Source organism: Streptomyces sp. NPDC102490 (assembly GCF_044765285.1).
Taxonomy (GTDB): domain Bacteria; phylum Actinomycetota; class Actinomycetes; order Streptomycetales; family Streptomycetaceae; genus Streptomyces.
The window spans coordinates 64,259-81,715 of sequence record NZ_JBIWJU010000017.1 but is presented as its reverse complement, the minus strand read 5'-3'; the positions used below and the strand labels follow the sequence as shown (position 1 = coordinate 81,715).

Sequence of the window (17,457 nt, the reverse complement as noted above, 5' to 3'; positions counted from 1 at the left end):
CTCATCAACCAATCTCAAGGTCGTCCAAGGCCTGGAAAAGCTGGTCGTCCGTGGCCGTCGCGAACTCGTCGTCTTCTTCGGGTGCGGAGCCGCCCGTGGTGTCCTGCCACTTGCGCAGGAGTGCCTCCAGGCGGGCGGTGATGCGGCCGGCGTGCGGGCCGGCCGGCTCGGTCGCCGCGAGGGCGGCCTCCAGCCGGTCGGCCTCGTCCAGTACGGGCCGGGCCGGGTCGGTGTCGGCGGGGGCGAACGCGCCCGCGAGGTACGCCGCGGCGGCGTGGCAGCTCGGGTGGTCGAAGACCAGCGTCGCGGGCAGCCGCAGGCCGGTGACGCCGCTGAGCCGCTTGCGCAGGTCGACGGCGGCCATGGAGTCGAAGCCGAGTTCCTGGAAGGCCCGCCCGGGGTCGACGGCGTCGGCGCCGGTGTGGCCCAGGACCGCCGCCACCTGTTCGCGGACCAGGGCGAGCAGGGTGCGTTCGCGTTCGTCGGCGGTGAGCGGTTCCAGCCGCTGCGCGAAGGTGCGGGCGCCCGCCGCGGTGCCGCCGCCCCCGGGGGCGCGCACCACGGAGCGCAGGGGGTACGGGAGTTCTTCGGGCCGGGTGCGCAGCGTGGCCCGGTCCAGTCGCAGCGCGGTCAGGGCGACGGCGTCCCGGGTCAGTGCCGCGTCGAGCAGGGCGAGGCCCTCCGGGGTGGTCAGGGCGGGCAGCCCGGGGCGGTCCTGGGCGGTGCCGGAGCCCGGCAGGTCCCACGGGCCGTGCGCGAAGGACAGCGCCGGCAGCCCCTGGGCGTGCCGGTGGCGGGCGAGGGCGTCGAAGGCGGTGTTCGTGTAGCCGGTGCCGGCCTGGCCCACGCCGTCGAGGAGGGCCGCGGCGGAGGAGACGAGGACGAAGGCGGCCAGGTCCGCGGTGCGGGTGGCCCGGTGGAGGTGCCAGGCGGCCCGGTCGTCGTGGGTCGCCTCGGTCAGGCCGGCGGCGTCCAGCGCGGCGAAGGTGCGGCCGTCGGCCGGTCCGGCGGTGTGCACGACCGCGGTCAGCGGGTGCTCGGCGCCGATGCCGGCGACGAGGGCGTCGACGGCTTCGGCGTCGGTCAGGTCGACCGTCCGCAGGGTGAGGTGCGCGTCGAGACCGGCGAGCGTCTCGGGCGCGGGCCCGGTGCCTTGCGGGCAGGCCAGCAGCAGGTGGCGTACGCCGTGTTGGGTGACCAGGTGCCGGGCGAGGGCACCGGTCGTGGCGGCGGTTCCGGTGACCAGGACGGTGCCGTCCGGGTTCCAGGCGGCCGGTGCCGTGGCCGCCGGGGGCGGGGCCGGGGTCAGCCGTGGCACGGACACGGCGCCGTCGCGCAGGTGGGTCTCCGGTTCGCCGGTGTCCGCGATCCGGGCCAGGGCCGCGGGCAGACCGGTCAGGGACGCGGCGGAGTCGTCCAGGTGCAGGACGGACAGCGCGCAGCCGCTCTCGGCGCGTCCGGCGCGGACCAGGGAGAGGATCTGGCCCTCGGCGGCGCTGTGACCCCGGGTGACGACGGCCAGGGGGAGGGCGCCCAGCCGTTCGTCGGCGGTCCACCGGTGCAGCAGGCCCAGGACGGCCTCGGCCGAGTGCGCGGCGTGGACGACCAGGTCGGGGGCCTCGGCCCCGGCGTCCAGGGCGGTGCGCAGCGCGTCGGGCCCGGCGTGCCGCGGGACGTCGCCGGGCAGGTCCGGTGCGTCGGGGCCGAGCAGCGCCAGCCGGGGGGTCCGCGTCGGGGCGGGGCCGGGGGCGGGCCGCGGGCCGTACGTGAAGAGCGCCTGGTGTGCCAGGTCCTGGCCGGCGGTCAGCTCGGCCGTGCTGACGGGCCGGGCCGTCACGCGGTCCACCAGGAGGATGGGCCGTCCGTCGGGGTCGGTGGCGGTGAGGGTGGTGCCGTCGCCGTCCTGGGCCGGTGCCAGGTGGACGCGCAGGGTGCGGGCGCCGCCGGTGTAGAGGGTCACGCCCTCCCAGACCGTGTCGAGGGTGGCCGGGGCGCCGGCGAGGAGCCGTCCGGCGTGGCGGGCGCCGTCCAGCAGGGCGGGGTGCAGGGTGAACCGTTCGGCGTCGGTGGACTGCGCGGGCAGGTCGATCTCGGCGTACAGGTCGGTGCCCCGTTGCCAGGCGGCGCGCAGGGCCTGGAACGCGGGCCCGTAGCCGTGGCCGAGGTCGAGCAGCCGGGCGTAGGCGTCGGTGACGTCCAGTGCGGTGGTGCCGGCCGGCGGCCAGGTGTCCGGGGCGGTGGGCGCGGTGGCCGGGTCGGGTGCCGTGGTGCCGGTGGCGTGCCGCCGCCACCCGTCGTCGGGGTCCTGGCCGGTGCGGGAGTGCACGGCGATCGGGCGGGCGCCGGAGGCGTCCGCGGCGCCGACGGTGACGCGCAGATCGACGCCGTGCCGGTCGGGCAGGGTGAGCGGGGTCTCGACGGTGAGCTGCCGCAGGCCCGCGCCGCCGGTGCGGTGGGCGGCCTGGAGGGCTAGCTCGGCCAGGGCGGCGCCGGGGAGCGCGACGGTGCCGAGCAGGTCGTGGTCGGCGAGCCAGGTGTGGGTCGCGGTGTCGAGCCGTCCGGTGAACACGGCCCCGCCGGTCTCGGGGAGTTCGACGAGGGCGGGCAGCAGGGGGTGGCCCGCGTTCGCCTGGCCGACGGAGGTGACGTCGTCGGCTCCGGGGACGGAGTCGAGCCAGTAGCGGCGCCGCTGGAAGGGGTAGGGGGGCAGCGGGACACGGCTCGGGGCGTGGGCGGCGTAGCGGGCGGACCAGTCGACGGGGACGCCGCGCAGGGCCGCCCGGCCCACGGCGTCGCTCAGGGCGTGCCGTTCCTCGCGGTCGCGGCGCAGCGTCGGCAGGAAGACGAGGTCGCGGCCGCCGGGGGCACGGTCCTGGGCGCCGGCGGTGCCCAGGGAGGAGAGCACGGCGTCGGGGCCGAGTTCGAGGCAGGTGGTGACCTGTTCGCCGGCGAGGGTGTCGAGGACGTCGTGGAACCGCACGGTGCCGCGGACGTGGCGCACCCAGTAGTCGGGGTCGCCCAGTTCCTGTCCGGTGGCGAGCCGGCCGGTGAGGCCGGAGACCACCGGGATGCGCGGCGCCTGGTAGGCGACCTTCCCGGCGACCTGGCGGAACTCCTCCAGCATCGGGTCCATGAGCGGGGAGTGGAAGGCGTGGCTGACGCGCAGCCGGCTGGTCCGGCGGTCCTGTGCGGCGAAGTGACCGGCCAGGGCCAGGACCTCGTCCTCGACGCCGGAGACCACCACGGCGGACGGGCCGTTGACCGCGGCCAGGGACGTGCCGCCGGTGAGCAGGGGCAGCACCTCCTCCTCGGTGGCGTCCACGGCGATCATGGCGCCGCCGGCGGGCAGCCGCTGGATCAGCCGGCCGCGGGCGGCGACGAGCGCGGCCACGTCGTCGAGGCCGAGGACGCCGGCGGCGCGGGCGGCGGCAAGCTCGCCCACGGAGTGCCCCGCGACGTAGTCCGGGGTGACGCCCCAGGACTCGAGGAGGCGGAACAGGGCGATCTCGACGGTGAAGAGGGCGGGCTGGGCGTACTCGGTGCGCTCCAGGTCCTTGGGGTCGCTCCCCCACATGACGTCGAGCAGCGGGCGCGGCAGGTGCGGGGCGAACGCCTCGGCGGCCGCGTCGACGGCGCGGGCGAAGACCGGGTGGGCGGTGTGGAGTTCGCGTCCCATGCCGATGCGCTGGGAGCCCTGGCCGGTGAACAGGAACGCGGTGGGCCCGGGTTCGGCGGCGGGGCCGTCGGCCGCCGCCGGGCGGGCCGCCGTCTCGCGGAGCGCGGCGGCCAGTTCGGCCAGTTCCTCCCCGGTGACGACGGTCCGGTGGGCGAGGGCCGGTCGGGCGGCGAGGCTGAAGGCCACGTCCACGGGCCGTAGGGCGGGCCGTTCGGTGACGTGGTCGGCGAGCCGGCGGGCCTGCTCGGCGAGGGCGTCGGTGTCCGCGGCGGACAGGAGCCAGCTGACCGGGCCGCCGTCCTGCTCGGCCGGGGTGTCCGGCTGCCGCGGTTCCTCGTCGGGTACGTGCTCGACGATGACGTGGGCGTTGGTGCCGCTGATGCCGAAGGACGAGATGCCGGCCCGGCGCGGGCGGTCCTCGCCGGGCCACTCCCGCCGCTCGGTCAGCAGCCGGACGGCGCCGCCCTCCCAGTCGACCTGCGACGAGGGCGCGTCGACGTGGAGGGTGGCCGGCAGGACGCCGTGCCGCATGGCCTCGACCGTCTTGATGACGCCCGCGACACCGGCGGCGGCCTGGGTGTGCCCGATGTTGGACTTCACCGAGCCCAGCCACAGCGGCTGGGCGGCGTCCCGGCCCTGTCCGTAGGTCGCCATCAGGGCCTGGGCCTCGATGGGGTCGCCGAGCCGGGTGCCGGTGCCGTGCGCCTCGACGACGTCGACGTCGGCGGCGTCCAGCCCGGCGGCGGTCAGCGCCTGGCGGATGACCCGCTGCTGGGAGGGGCCGTTGGGGGCGGTCAGGCCGTTGGAGGCGCCGTCCTGGTTGACGGCGGAGCCCTTGATCACGGCGAGGACCTGGTGGCCGTTGCGGCGGGCGTCGGAGAGCCGCTCCAGCAGGAGCAGGCCCGCGCCCTCGGAGAAGCCGGTGCCGTCGGCGGCGTCGGCGAAGGACTTGCAGCGTCCGTCGGCGGCGAGCCCTCGCTGGCGCCCGAACTCGACCAGGACCCCCGGAGTGGCCATCACGGTGACGCCGCCGACCACGGCGAGTGAGCACTCGCCCGAGCGCAGGGCCTGCCCGGCCAGGTGCACGGCGACCAGGGAGGAGGAGCAGGCGGTGTCGACGGTGACGGCGGGGCCTTCGAGGCCGTAGTGGTAGGCGAGGCGGCCGGAGATGATCGAGCCGGCCGCGCCGCTGTCGGCGTAGTCGTGGTACATCACGCCGGCGAACACCCCGGTGGGGGTGGAGCGCAGGGTGCCGGGGTCGATGCCGGCCCGCTCGAACAGCTGCCAGGAGGTCTCCAGCAGCAGCCGCTGCTGCGGGTCCATGGCGAGGGCCTCGTTGGGGCTGACCCCGAAGAAACCGGCGTCGAACTCGGCGGCGTCCGGGAGGAACCCGCCGGAGCGGGTGTAGGTCCGGCCGGGCTCGCCGGGTTCGGGGTGGTACAGCTCCTCGATGTTCCAGCCGCGGTCCTCGGGGAAGCCGCCGATGGCGTCCGTGCCCTCGGCGACCAGCCGCCACAGGTCCTCGGGCGAGGTGACACCGCCGGGGAACCGGCAGGCCATCGACACGATCGCGAGGGGTTCGTCCTCGGCCGCGCCGGCGGTCGCCCGGACCGCCGGGGCGGCGGAACCGGTGATCGTCGTGTCCAGGTGCTGGGCGAGGGTCCGTGCGGTGGGGTAGTCGAAGATCAGGGTGGGCGGCAGCCGGAGCCCGGTCGCGGCGCCGGCCCGGTTGCGCAGTTCGACGGCCGTCAGGGAGTCGAAGCCGAGTTCCTTGAAGGCCCGGTCGGGGGCGACGGCTTCGACGCTGCCGTGACCGAGGACCTCGGCGACCAGGCGGCGCACCAGTTCCAGTACGGTCCGCGTGCGCTCGGCGGCGGGCAGGGCGGCCAGTCGCTGCGCGAACGTGCCGTCCTCGGCGGTGTTCCTCGCCGCCTGCCGCAGGGGTACGCGGACCAGTCCGCGCAGCAGGGCGGGCAGCTCGCCGGCGGCCGCGGTGGCGCGCAGGGCCGTCAGGTCCAGGTGGAGCAGGACCTGGTGGGCGCCGGCGGTGCCGGGGGACCGCAGCGCCGCGTCGAACAGGGCCAGCCCCTCCGCGGCGGCCAGGGGCGGGAAGCCCTGCCGGGTGAGGCGCGCGACCGCGCTGTCGTCGAGGTGACCGGTCATGCCGGTGCCGTCGGCCCACAGCCCCCAGGCCAGGGAGACGGCGGGCAGTCCGGCGCTTGCGCGGTGCGCCGCGAGCGCGTCGAGGAAGGCGTTGGCGGCCGCGTAGTTGGCCTGCCCGGCGGAGCCGAAGGTGCCGGCGACGGAGGAGAACAGCACGAAGGCGTCGAGCGGGGTGTCCCGGGTGAGCCGGTGCAGGTGCCAGGCGGCGTCGGCCTTGGCGCGCAGGACGCTGTCCAGGCGCTGCGGGGTGAGGGAGTCCACCAGCCCGTCGTCGAGGACGCCGGCGGCGTGGACGACGGCGGTGAGGGGATGCTTGGGGTCGATGCCCGCCAGCAGGGCGGCGAGCGCCTCCCGGTCGGCGACGTCACAGGCCACCAGCTCCACCTCGGCCCCGAGACCGGCCAGCTCCGCCCGCAGCTCCACCGCACCCGGAGCATCCGCACCCCGACGACTGGTCAGCAGCAGACGACGCACCCCGTGCTCGACCACCAGATGCCGCGCCACCAACGCGCCCAGACCACCCGTGCCCCCCGTCACCAGCACCGTCCCGCCCTCGGTGAAGGCGGCGGACCCCTCCTCCGGGGCGGCGGTGTGCAGGCGGGGGACGAGGAGGCCGGTGCCGCGCAGGGCGAGTTCGGGCTCGTCGGCGGCGACGGCGGCGGTGAGGGCGGCGGGGTCCGGGGAGCCGTCGCCGTCCACGAGCAGGAACCTGCCGGGGTGTTCGGCCTGGACGGAGCGCAGCAGCGCCCACACCGGGGCCTGGGCGAGAGCGGCGGGGACGTCGTCGACGGTGACGGCGCCGGTGGTCAGGACGACGAGCCGGGCGTCGGCGAAGCGCTGGTCGGCGAGCCAGGTCTGGACGAGCTCCAGGGCGTGGGCGGTGGTCCGTCGCACCGCGGCGGGCGGGTCCTCGGCGTCCGCGACGGCGGGAGCGGCGGCCAGGGCGAAGACATCGCCGAGGACGGAGCCGTCGTCGGTGCTGTCGGCGAGTTCGGTCAGGGAGGCGTGCAGGGGGCAGCCGAGCGCGGCGGCGAGTGCGGCGGGGGCGGGGCCGGTGCCGACGACCGCCCGGGGGCCGGGCGGCAGCTCGCCGTCCGCCGCCGCGAGGGCCGTCCAGCGCACGGTGTGCGGCAGTGGCTCGTGCCCGCCGGAGGCGGCGTTCAGCTGCTCCTGGGAGACGGGGCGGCCCGCCAGCGCCTCGACGCTCAGCACCAGCCGGCCCGACTGGTCGGCGGCGGTCAGGCCGAGGGTGCCGGACTCGGTCCGGGTGATCCGGACGCGGAGCGAGACGGCGCCGGCGGCGTGCAGGCAGACTCCGGTCCATGCGAAGGGCAGGACGGTGTCCGTGGACCGGTCGTCCTCGGCGACGAGTCCCGCGTGCAGCGCGGAGTCCAGCAGGGCGGGGTGCAGGCCGAAGAGGGCCGCGTCGGCGTGGGCCTGCTCGTCGAGTACGGCCTCGGCGTACAGGGTCTCGCCCTGCCGCCACAGTGCTCTCAGGCCCTGGAACACCGGACCGTAGGCGTAGCCGCGGGCCAGCAGCCGGTCGTAGGCCCCGTCGAGCGGGACGGCCTCGGCGTCCTTCGGGGGCCAGGTCCGCAGGTCGGCGGGTGCGGCCGGGGCACCGGACGGCTCCAGTTCGCCGGTGGCGTGCAGCGTCCAGAGGCCGCCGCCGGTCTCGGGGCGGGACTGCACGGTGACCGGGCGGCCGCCCGCGTCGCCGGGCGGGCCGACCGTCACCTGGAGCTGGACCCAGCCCTCGCCGGGCAGCACCAGCGGCGTGTGCAGCGTCAGTTCGCGCACCTGCGCGGTGTCGGTCTGCAAGCCGGCGCACAGGGCCAGGTCCAGGAACGCGGTGCCGGGCACCAGGGTGGCTCCCAGTGCCTCGTGGTCGGCGAGCCACGGGTGCGAGGACAGCGAGACCCGTCCGGTCAACACCGTCTCCCCGGTGGCCGCGGAGGTGACGGCGGCGCCGAGCATCGGGTGCGTGGTGCTGTCGAGCCCGGCGGCGCCGACGTCACCGGAGCCGCCGGTGGAGTCGATCCAGAAGCGGCGGGTCTGGAAGGCGTAGGTCGGCAGGTCGGTGATCCGGGCGCCGGTCCCGTCGAAGAAGTCGGCCCAGCGCACGGGCGCACCGGCGAGGGAGGCCGCGGCGAGGGACGCGGTGAAGTGCCCGGGGCCGCCCTTGTCCCGGCGCAGCGAGCCGACGGCGGCGGCCTGCGCGCCGGCCGACTCGATGGTCTCGTGCAGGGCCGTGCGCAGTACGGGGTGCGGGCTGGACTCGACGAACAGGTCGAAGCCGTCGGCGAGCAGGGCGCGGGTGGCCTCCTCGAAGCGGACGGTGCCGCGCAGGTTGGTGAACCAGTACGTGCCGTCCAGCGCGGTGGTGTCGATGAGGGAGCCGGTCACGGTGGAGTAGAAGGGGATCCGCGAGGGGCGGGGCGCGACGGGGGCCAGGAGGGTGTGGAGCCGGTCCTTGAGCGCTTCGACGTAGTGCGAGTGGGAGGCGTAGTCCACGCGGATCTTGCGGGCCTGGACGCCCTGCGCGGTGAGGGCCTCGTGGACCTCGTCGAGGGCGGCGATCTCCCCGGCGACGATCGTGGAGCCGGGGCCGTTGACCGCGGCGAGCTGCACCCGGCCGGACCACGGGGCCAGGCGTTCCCGGGTGTCGGAGGCGGGCAGGGGGACGGACATCATCCCGCCCTGTCCGGCGAGTTCCTCGGCGATGAGCCGGCTGCGCAGGGCCACGACGCGGGCGCCGTCCTCCAGGGTGAGCGCGCCGGCCACCACGGCGGCGGCGATCTCGCCCTGGGAGTGCCCGACGACCGCCCCCGGCTCGACGCCGTGGGAGCGCCAGAGCTCGGCCAGGGAGACCATGACGGCCCACAGCACGGGCTGGACGACGTCGACGCGGTCGAGGGTGGGGGCGTCCGGCTCGCCGCGCAGCACGGCGTGCAGGTCCCAGTCGGTGAAGGCGCTCAGGGCCTTCGCGCACTCGCCGATCCTGGCGGCGAACGCCGGGCTGGCGTCGAGGAGTTCGACGGCCATGCCGGGCCACTGCGAGCCCTGGCCGGGGAAGACCAGGACGGTGCCCGCGCTCCGGGCGGCCACCGGTCCGGCGACGACGTCGCCGCCGAGACCGTCCCCGGCGAACGCGTCCAGGCCGGCGAGCAGGCTGTCGCGGTCGGTGCCGAGCACCACGGCGCGGTGGCCGAGGGCGGCGCGGGTGGTCACCAGGGACAGGCCGATGTCCGCCGCGGAGGCGGGCTCCTCGTCCGGCGCGGCCGAGGAGACGAAGGTGTGCAGCCTGCGGGCCTGGGCGCGCAGGGCGGCCGGACCGGCCGCGTGGATCACCCACGGGAGGACGGCCGGACCGCGGGGCGTCCCGCCCGGGACGCCATGGTCCCCCGATTCCCGCTCGGAAAAGGAGAATTTCTGGTCGCCACTCATGCGGGACACCCTCCTGATGAATGTTCGCGGCTTTATCAACGCCGTGACGGCACCCATCGGGTGCCGTCACTTCGACGCTATTTCGCCGTCCTTGGGGAGCCAACCCTTAAAAGGAAAGGCGGGCCCCCTATCGAGTCCGGCCGGTATCACTGGGGGTGGGACACGGGTACCGCGGACGGGTCCTCGATCAGGCTCCCGAAACCGGGGAACTGCGCGATGGCCTGCTCCGCGGTCAGCGCCGGCCGGCGCGGTCCGCGCAGGATGCGCCACAGGTAGCCGAGCGAGGCCATCCGGGTCGGCGGGGCGATGAACGTGCCGACCGAGAAGGTGGTGTTGCTGACCGTCCGGTCCCGGGCGGCCACCTGTGAGATCCGCGCGCCGAACCAGGTCTGGAACTTCTCGGCGCGCACCGGGACGGTGGACTCGGCGCCGGGGAACAGCACGTCGTTGCCGGCGGAGCTCTGCCAGGCGAAGGCGACGATCTTCGCTATGCCCTTGTGCACCCGCCGGCCCAGGTCCGGGGCGAGTCCGGTGCGCCGCAGTTCGGCCCGCAGCACCAGGGCGCTCCTGGCCGACACGGTCATGCCGGTCCCGTAGGTCGGGTTGAGCGCCGCGAAGGCGTCGCCGATGACGAGGAAGCCCTCGGGCAGGCGTGCCTTCTCGTAGTGCCGCCAGCGGTTGTGCATGCCGCGGTAGGAGCGGATCGCGGTGAGCGGTGTCGCCCTGGCCAGCAGCCTGGCGACGACCGGATGGCCCCAGTCCCCGCTGTAGGCGGCGAAGTCCTTCTCGTCCGTGGGCGGTTCGCCGCCCTTGGAACCGAACTGGGTGACGATCCACTTGCCGTCCTCGTTGGGCAGCAGCGCCACGCCGCGCCCGGGCCGGCCGGTGCCCTGCTGGACCTGGATCATCACGCCGGGGAAGTCCTTCGGCGTGTCGGCGGGGGCCCGGTACCACCGGCTCGCGTACGCGAACCCGGCGTCGACCTTGTCCTCCTGGACCGCCGGGACACCGAGGTCCTCGAGCCACTGCGGGGTGCGGGCACCCCGGCCGGTGGCGTCCACGACGATGTCGGCGGGCAGTGTCTCCTCGGACGCCTCCGCGTCGGCGGCGCGCCCCTCGCGCTCGACCCGGACGCCGGTGACGCGCCGGGCGTCGCCCACCAGGCCGACGACCTTGGTGTTCTGCCGGACCGTCAGCTTGGGGTTGCGCAGGGCCTGGCCGCGTACGACGTGGTCGAGCACGGCGCGGCTCATCAGCAGCAGCCAGGTGTCGGTGGGGTTGCGCTCGAACCAGTCGCGGGGACCCCGGGTGAGGATGTCGTGGGGCAGGCCGCGCTGCTGGGCACCGGCGGCGCGCAGCAGGTCGGTGGTCCCGGGCAGCAGTTCGTCGAGGGCGTCCGCGCCGCCCTTCATGAACAGGTGGTTGTGGTGGCCCTGCGGCAGCCCGCGGCGCGGCCCGGGCTCGTCCGGGTACTGATCGCCTTCGACGACGACGACCTCGTCGACGTGGTCGGCCAGCACACCGGCGGCCAGGAGGCCCGCCATGCCACCGCCCAGGACGACCGCCGCGGTCACTGCTCGATTCCGTACGTGCCGAGGAAGGCCCGGATGCGCCGCTCGGCGAGGTCCGGGTCCGGGAGCAGGCCGAGGCCGTCGGCGAGCCGGTAGACCTGGACGAGGTGCGGCAGCGAGCGGGCGGAGGACTCTCCCCAGACCATCTGGTAGTGGCTGGACTGGCCCTTGAGCCAGCCGAGGAAGGCCAGGCCGGTCTTGAAGAAGATGATGCTGCGGCCGGCGCCGGAGAAGAGGTGGCGCACGAGGTCCTGGGTGGGGACCAGCAGGTCGCGGGCGGCCTGGAGGTCGCCCGCCTCGGCGGCGCGCAGCGCGGCGGCGGCGACCGGGGCGATCGGGCTGAACACCGGGGTGAGGCCGTCGCTGAAGCCGTGCTCGTCGCCGATGAGCAGCTCCGCGTAGTTCTCGGTGTCGCTGGTGTAGAAGCGGATGCCCTCGGGGAGCCGGCGGCGGATCTCGACCTGCCGCTCGGGGGTGAGGAACAGGGCGGCGATCTTGATGCCGTCGACCTTGTCGGCGTTGTTCTTGGCGATGTCGATCAGCGCGTCCAGGGCCGCGTCGAGATCCTGGTGGCCCCAGTAGCCGGTGTGGCCGGGGTTCCAGTCGGAGGCGATCCAGTGCAGCACGGCCGGCTTGGAGACCTGGCGCAGCAGGTCGCCGTAGAACTCGGCGTAGGCGTCCGGGCCGAGGCCGAGCGGCACCAGCTGGGGGCTGCACATCAGGATGGCGGAGGCGCCGACGCTCTCGACGACCTCCAGCTGCTCGGCGTAGGCGCGCTTGAGTTCGTCCAGCGTGGCCGGGGCGAAGGGGTTGAGCTGGTCGGTGGTGACGGCGACGGCGAGCTTGCCGCCGACCGCCTTGGCCTCGTCCGCGGAACGGCGGATCAGTTCGACGCAGCCCGGCCAGTCCAGGCCCATCCCGCGGTGGGCGGTGTCCAGTGCCTCGGCCAGGGTGAAGCCCTGGGCCCACAGGTCGCGGCGGACCTGGAGGGTGGCGTCCCAGTCGATCGCGGGCGGCGGCGGGGGTGCCATGGGCGGGCCGAAGGGCTCGTTGCCGGCCAGCGGGTCGCCGAGGAGGTGAGCGGTGGCGAGCGGGGAACGGGTGCGGAAGGGCGTGCTGTCGGCCGGGAACACGCGCGGCGCCCTGTTGGGCCGGTATTCGGTCAGCGTGCCGTCCGCCTCAGGAAGTTTCACCACGGGTTGGCTCTCCAAATCTCGATCGGACCGTCGCGGGACGTCCCGCCACTGCGCCCTCAATTCAACTGATGACGCCTGCGGCCGGACAGGGCGGCAAACCCCTGAAGAGCACGGGGGCACCCCTAACAACCGCGGCCCGCGGGCGCGTTCGCCGCATGCGCAGCGAGGCCCCCACCGCGTGTGCGGTGGGGGCCTCGCCCTGCGACCGGCCGCCCGAGTACGGGGGATGACTCCGGCTACCGGTGGTTGCGGGGGCCGGCCGGGAGGATTCCCGGCGCGGCGTGCGGGTCAGCGGACGCGGGCCGGTTCGGCGTGCTGCACCGGCTGGTCCGGGATCAGGTCCGGGTTGACCGCGTCGGGGCGGACGTTGACCTTGCGGAGGTAGATCGACGCGAACACGGCGCCGAAGCCGAGCAGGGCCATGCAGACGTACGCGGTGGTGTGCACGCCGCTGGCGAAGGCGTCGCGGGCGGCGGTGAGCACCGCGTCGCCCAGCTTCTCGGGAAGCTGACCGGAGACGGCGACGGCGCCGCCGAGGGTCTGCTCGACCGCCGAGGAGGCGGCGTCGGGCAGGCCGGCCGGCAGGTTCTCGGCGACCTCGTCGCGGTAGACCGCGCCGGCGATCGAGCCCATGACCGCGAGTCCGAGGGCACCGCCGAGCTGGGCGCCGGTCTCCAGGGTCGCGGCGGCGACGCTGGCCCGCTCGGGAGGGGCGGAGCCCACCAGCAGTTCGGTGGCGAGCGTCATGACGATGACCAGGCCGCCGGCGAGCAGGCCCGCGGAGAGCAGGACGATCCAGAAGCCGGAGTCGGGCGTCGCCAGGGTGAGCACGGCGAAGGCGGCGACACCGATGAGGTAGCCGATGCTGACCAGCAGGCTGCGGTGCACGCCCTTCTTGAGCAGGATCGTGACGATGGGGGTGGTGATGCTGACCCCGGCGGACGGCAGCAGGCTCCACAGGCCGGCGACTAGCGGACGCATGCCGTACACCGACTGGAGGTACTGGGAGGTGAAGGCCGACATGCCGACCAGGCAGAACATCGCGATCATCTTGGTGAAGACCGGGCCGTTGATCTCGCGGCGGCCCATCAGGGCGAGGTCGATCATCGGGTCCGGGCGGCGCTGACGCAGCACGAAGAGGACGCCGACGGCCGCTCCGAACGCGATGGCCCCGATGACGACACCGTCCGCGCCGTTGGCCGCCCACTCCTTGACGCCGTAGATGATCGGGAGGATCGCGGCCAGGGAGAGCAGCGAGCTGACCCAGTCGAAGCGGCCGGCCCTCGGGTCCTTGGACTCGGGCACCAGCAGCGGGGCGAGGATCAGCAGCAGCGCCATGAACGGCAGGTTGACGAGGAAGACCGAGCCCCACCAGAAGTGCTCGAGCAGCAGACCGCTCATGACGGGGCCCAGGCCGATGCCTCCGGCCAGGCCGCCGGTCCAGATGGCCACGGCCGTCTGCCGCTGCTTCTCGTCGTGGAACATGTTCCGGATCAGACCGGCCGTCGCGGGCGTCAGGACGGCGCCTCCGATGCCCAGCACCCCTCGGGCGATGATCAGCATCAGCGGGCTGGAGGCGTAGGCCGCGGCCACGGACGCCGCGCCGAAGGCGACCGTGCCGATGAGCAGCAGCTTGCGGCGGCCGATGCGGTCGCCGAGCCAGCCCATGGTGATCAGCATGCCGGCGAGCACGAAACCGTAGATGTCGAAGATCCACAGCTGTTCGGTGCTGGTGGGAGAGATCTCCTCACTGATGAACGGCACCGCGAAGTACAGCACCGATACGTCCATCGAGACGAGCAGAAGCGGCAGGAGCAGCACGAAGAGTGCGATCCACTCCTTGCGCCCCGCCTTCGCGGTCACTTGAGTCATGGGGGAGATCATACACGCGTCCTATTCATACGTATAGCCCATCCGGTCGTCCGTACTATACAAGCTTCTAGTACACCCGTATAACTCCGACGGCGCGACGAGACGGGGTCCGGTGGGAGCCGGACCCCGTCCCCCGCGGGGCTCAGGAGTCGTTCGACAGGAGAGCGAGCTCGTTGTCGATGACGAAGTCCGAGACGTCCTTGTCCGGCGTCTCGACCCGGGCGAGGGCCTCCTTGACGGCGACCTCCAGGCGGGCGGCCTTCTGCGCCTCGCGCTCCTCGCGCCCCTCGGTGAACTGCGGCAGCACCTCGCGCGCGAACAGCTCCAGGGACTCGGTGATGTGCTCGTGCCGGTTGCGCCCGATCTGGACCGAGAAGATGACCTGGTCCACGCCGGCCGCCTCGTACTCCTTCAGCAGCTCGGTGATCTGCGCCGGCGTGCCGATACCGCGGCGCAGGGCGGTGATCTGCTCCAGCATCTGCTCCGCGCCGGGGGCCGTCGGGGCACTGCCGGGCTGCGGCAGCTCCCGGGTGAAGCCCAGCATCTCCTTGGTGGCCTGGAACTCCGACCAGATGTCGGTGACACCCGGCTGGTGCTTGCCGAAGACGAAGTAGTGCATGAGCGAGTACGAGAAGAAGTGCGCCCCCTCCAGCCCCCGGTCCAGGGCCGTCTCCCCGTCCTCGTGGCACATGAGGGGCAGCACGACCGCGAAGTTGGGGTTGACCACCCGGCCGGCCGGCCGGCACTCGTCGGACTCGATGATGGAGTAGTAGGAGTCCACCCACTCCTTGGACTGCTCGGGAGAGGCGAAGGAGAAGGACAGCGCGCCCAGCCCCAGCCGGGCGGCGTTCTCGATGGTGTCGCGCGCACTGCACGCCAGCCACAGCGGCGGGTGGGCCTTCTGCTTGGGCTTGGGGACGACGTTGCGCGGCGGGATGTCGAAGAAGTCGCCCTTGTGACCGGTGAACGGGGTCTCGGTCATCATGCGGACGACGACGTCGAGGGCCTCGCGCCAGTGCTCGCGCTTGGTGCTGCGCTCGACGTTGAAGGCGCCGAGTTCGAGCTGGGAACTGCCCTGGCCGGTGCCGAACTCGACCCGCCCGCCGGAGATCAGGTCGAGGGTCGCGATGCGCTCGGCGATGCGGGCCGGCGGGTTGACCGCGCCCGGCAGCTGCACGATGCCGTGGCCCAGGCGGATGTTCTTGGTGCGCTGGGAGGCGGCCGCGAGGATGACCTCGGGGGCACCGGAGTGCGAGTACTCCTCCAGGAAGTGGTGCTCGGTGGCCCAGGCATAGTCCAGCCCGACGCGGTCGGCCAGCTCGATCTGTTCCAGGGCCTCGTTGAACAGGCGCTCCTCGTCGCCGTCGGCCCACGGCTTGGGCAGCTGGTGGTGGTAGCTGAGCCCGAATCGCATGTGTGTGTCCTCTCCAGAACGGAACGTCTCGGTAGGAAGGGGGCGCCGGCGCCCCGCGGGTCCCGGGACGGGGACCGGGGCCGGGCGGCCGGGGGTCAGGGGGCCGGGGCGGTGGCGGCCAGGCGGCGGAACTCCGACCCGTAGTAGAGGAGGGGCTCGCGCGTGTCACCGGCCGGTCCGGCGAGCGCCTGCACCCTGCCGATGACGATGCTGTGGTCGCCGCCCGGATGAACGGCCTCGATGCGGCAGTCGATCCAGGCGAGCACGCCGGCCAGCAGCGGGGACCCGGTGCCCGCGGCCGGACGCCACTCCACACCGGCGAACTTGTCGGTGCCGCTGCGCGCGAAGGACCGGCACAGCGTCTCCTGACCGGCGGCCAGGACGTTGACGCAGAAGGCGCCCGCGGCACGGATGCGCGGCCAGGTCACGGAGGAGCGCGCGACGGTGAAGGCCACCAGCGGCGGATCGAGCGAGAGGGAGGTGAAGGACTGGCAGGTGAAGCCGACCGGACGGCCCGTGGCGGCGTCGACGGCGCTGATGACGGTGACACCGCTGCCGAAGTGCCCGAGCACGGCACGGAACTGGCCGGTGTCGGTCGGGACGGCGGCCGTCGGAGGCTGGCGCATCTCAGACCGCCCCACTGTCGCCGCCGGCCGGTGCCTGCTCGACGATGACGTGCGCGTTGGTCCCGCTGATGCCGAAGGAGGAGACACCCGCGCGGCGGGGCCGCCCCGTCTCGGGCCACGGCTGGTTCTCGGTCAGCAGCCGTACGTTGCCCGCCGCCCAGTCGACCTGGGGGGTGGGCGCGTCGACGTGCAGGGTGGCGGGCAGCACCCCGTGCCGCATCGCCATGGTCATCTTGATGATCCCGGCGACCCCCGCGGCCGCCTGGGTGTGGCCGATGTTCGACTTCACGGAACCCAGCCACAACGGACGGTCCACGGGACGGTTCTGCCCGTACGTGGCGAGCAGCGCCTGCGCCTCGATCGGGTCGCCGAGCCGGGTGCCGGTGCCGTGCGCCTCGACGGCGTCCACGCCCTCGCTCTTCAGCCCGGCCTGTTGCAGCGTGCGTCGGATCAGACGCTGCTGGGAGGGGCCGTTGGGCACGGTGATGCCGCTGGACACGCCGTCCTGGTTGGTGGCCGAGCTGCTGATCACCGACAGGATGCGGCGCTTGTTGCGCACGGCGTCGGTCAGCCGCTCCAGGACGAGCACCCCCACCCCCTCGCCCCAGCCGGTGCCGTCCGCGGCCGCGGCGAACGCCTTGCACCGGCCGTCGGCGGACAGCCCCCGCTGGGCACTGAAGTAGGTGAAGGTCTGCGGGGTCGACATCACGGTCACTCCCCCCGCCAGGGCGAGCGAGCACTCGCCGGTGCGCAGGGACTGGGCGGCGGTGTGCACCGTGACCAGGGAGGAGGAGCAGGCGGTGTCCACGTTCACGGCCGGGCCCTCCAGGCCCAGGGTGAACGAGACCCGGCCGCTGACCAGGCTGCCGCTGCCGTCCGCGCCCTCGTAGTCGTGGTACATCAGCCCGGCGAACACGCCGGTGCGGCTGCCCTTGAGCAGCAGCGGGTCGATCCTGGCGTGTTCCAGGGCCTCCCACGAGACCGTCATCAGCAGCCGCTGCTGCGGGTCCAGTTCCCTGGCCTCGCGCGGGGAGATGCCGAACACCTCGGCGTCGAACTCGCCCGCGTCGTGGAGGAAGCCGCCCTGCCGGGTGATGCTCTTGCCCGGGGCGCCGGGCTCCGGGTCGTACAGACCCGGCACGTCCCAGCCGCGGTCGTCGGGGAACCGGGAGATCGCGTCGCGGCCCTCGACGACCAGCCGCCACAGCTCCTGCGGCGACGCGGCGCCCCCGGGGTAGCGGCACGCCATGCCGATCACGGCGACGGGCTCGGCCGCCGCGGCGGTCAGTTGCTCGTTCTCCCGGCGCAGACGCTCGTTGTCCAGGAGGGACTGACGCAGCGCTGTGACGACCTGGTCGACTTCCATGTGTGTGGTCCCAACCCCAGGGGATAGCTGCCCATGACCTGCCCCGCGCGGAAATCCGGCGGGCGCATGGCGGCTTCGAACGTACCGACGGGGCAACGGCCGCCCCACCCCTACGGCACCCCGGCC

General features: G+C 74.2%; 6 protein-coding genes and 1 pseudogene. All 7 read right to left on the bottom strand.

The annotated features are described in order from the left end of the window. Nucleotides 1-4 precede the first annotated feature (4 nt). Complete coding sequence (locus ACIRGB_RS33110) at nucleotides 5-9,286, bottom strand: SDR family NAD(P)-dependent oxidoreductase (protein WP_403872704.1); 9,282 nt, start codon at nucleotides 9,284-9,286, stop codon at nucleotides 5-7. Between the two features lie 146 nt (nucleotides 9,287-9,432). After that, complete coding sequence (locus ACIRGB_RS33105) at nucleotides 9,433-10,860, bottom strand: FAD-dependent monooxygenase (protein WP_403872702.1); 1,428 nt, start codon at nucleotides 10,858-10,860, stop codon at nucleotides 9,433-9,435. Then, nucleotides 10,857-12,053: a DUF993 family protein gene (locus ACIRGB_RS33100; protein WP_403872700.1), complete on the bottom strand. Its 1,197-nt coding sequence runs from the start codon at nucleotides 12,051-12,053 to the stop codon at nucleotides 10,857-10,859. The genes ACIRGB_RS33105 and ACIRGB_RS33100 overlap by 4 nt, the downstream gene beginning before the upstream one ends. Nucleotides 12,054-12,341: 288 nt before the next feature. After that, the gene (locus ACIRGB_RS33095; RefSeq protein ID WP_403872698.1) at nucleotides 12,342-13,925 is read right to left on the bottom strand and encodes an MFS transporter; all 1,584 of its coding nucleotides are present in this window, start codon (nucleotides 13,923-13,925) and stop codon (nucleotides 12,342-12,344) included. 142 nt (nucleotides 13,926-14,067) lie between these two features. Then, nucleotides 14,068-15,339, bottom strand: coding sequence for an LLM class flavin-dependent oxidoreductase (locus ACIRGB_RS33090; RefSeq protein ID WP_403872697.1), 1,272 nt, complete (start codon nucleotides 15,337-15,339; stop codon nucleotides 14,068-14,070). Nucleotides 15,340-15,434: 95 nt separating this feature from the next. Then, complete coding sequence (locus tag ACIRGB_RS33085; protein WP_403872695.1) at nucleotides 15,435-15,965, bottom strand: flavin reductase family protein; 531 nt, start codon at nucleotides 15,963-15,965, stop codon at nucleotides 15,435-15,437. Nucleotides 15,966-15,990: 25 nt separating this feature from the next. Continuing rightward, a pseudogene (locus tag ACIRGB_RS33080) lies at nucleotides 15,991-17,439 on the bottom strand (type I polyketide synthase); the annotation flags it as partial. Between the last annotated feature and the right edge of the window lie 18 nt (nucleotides 17,440-17,457).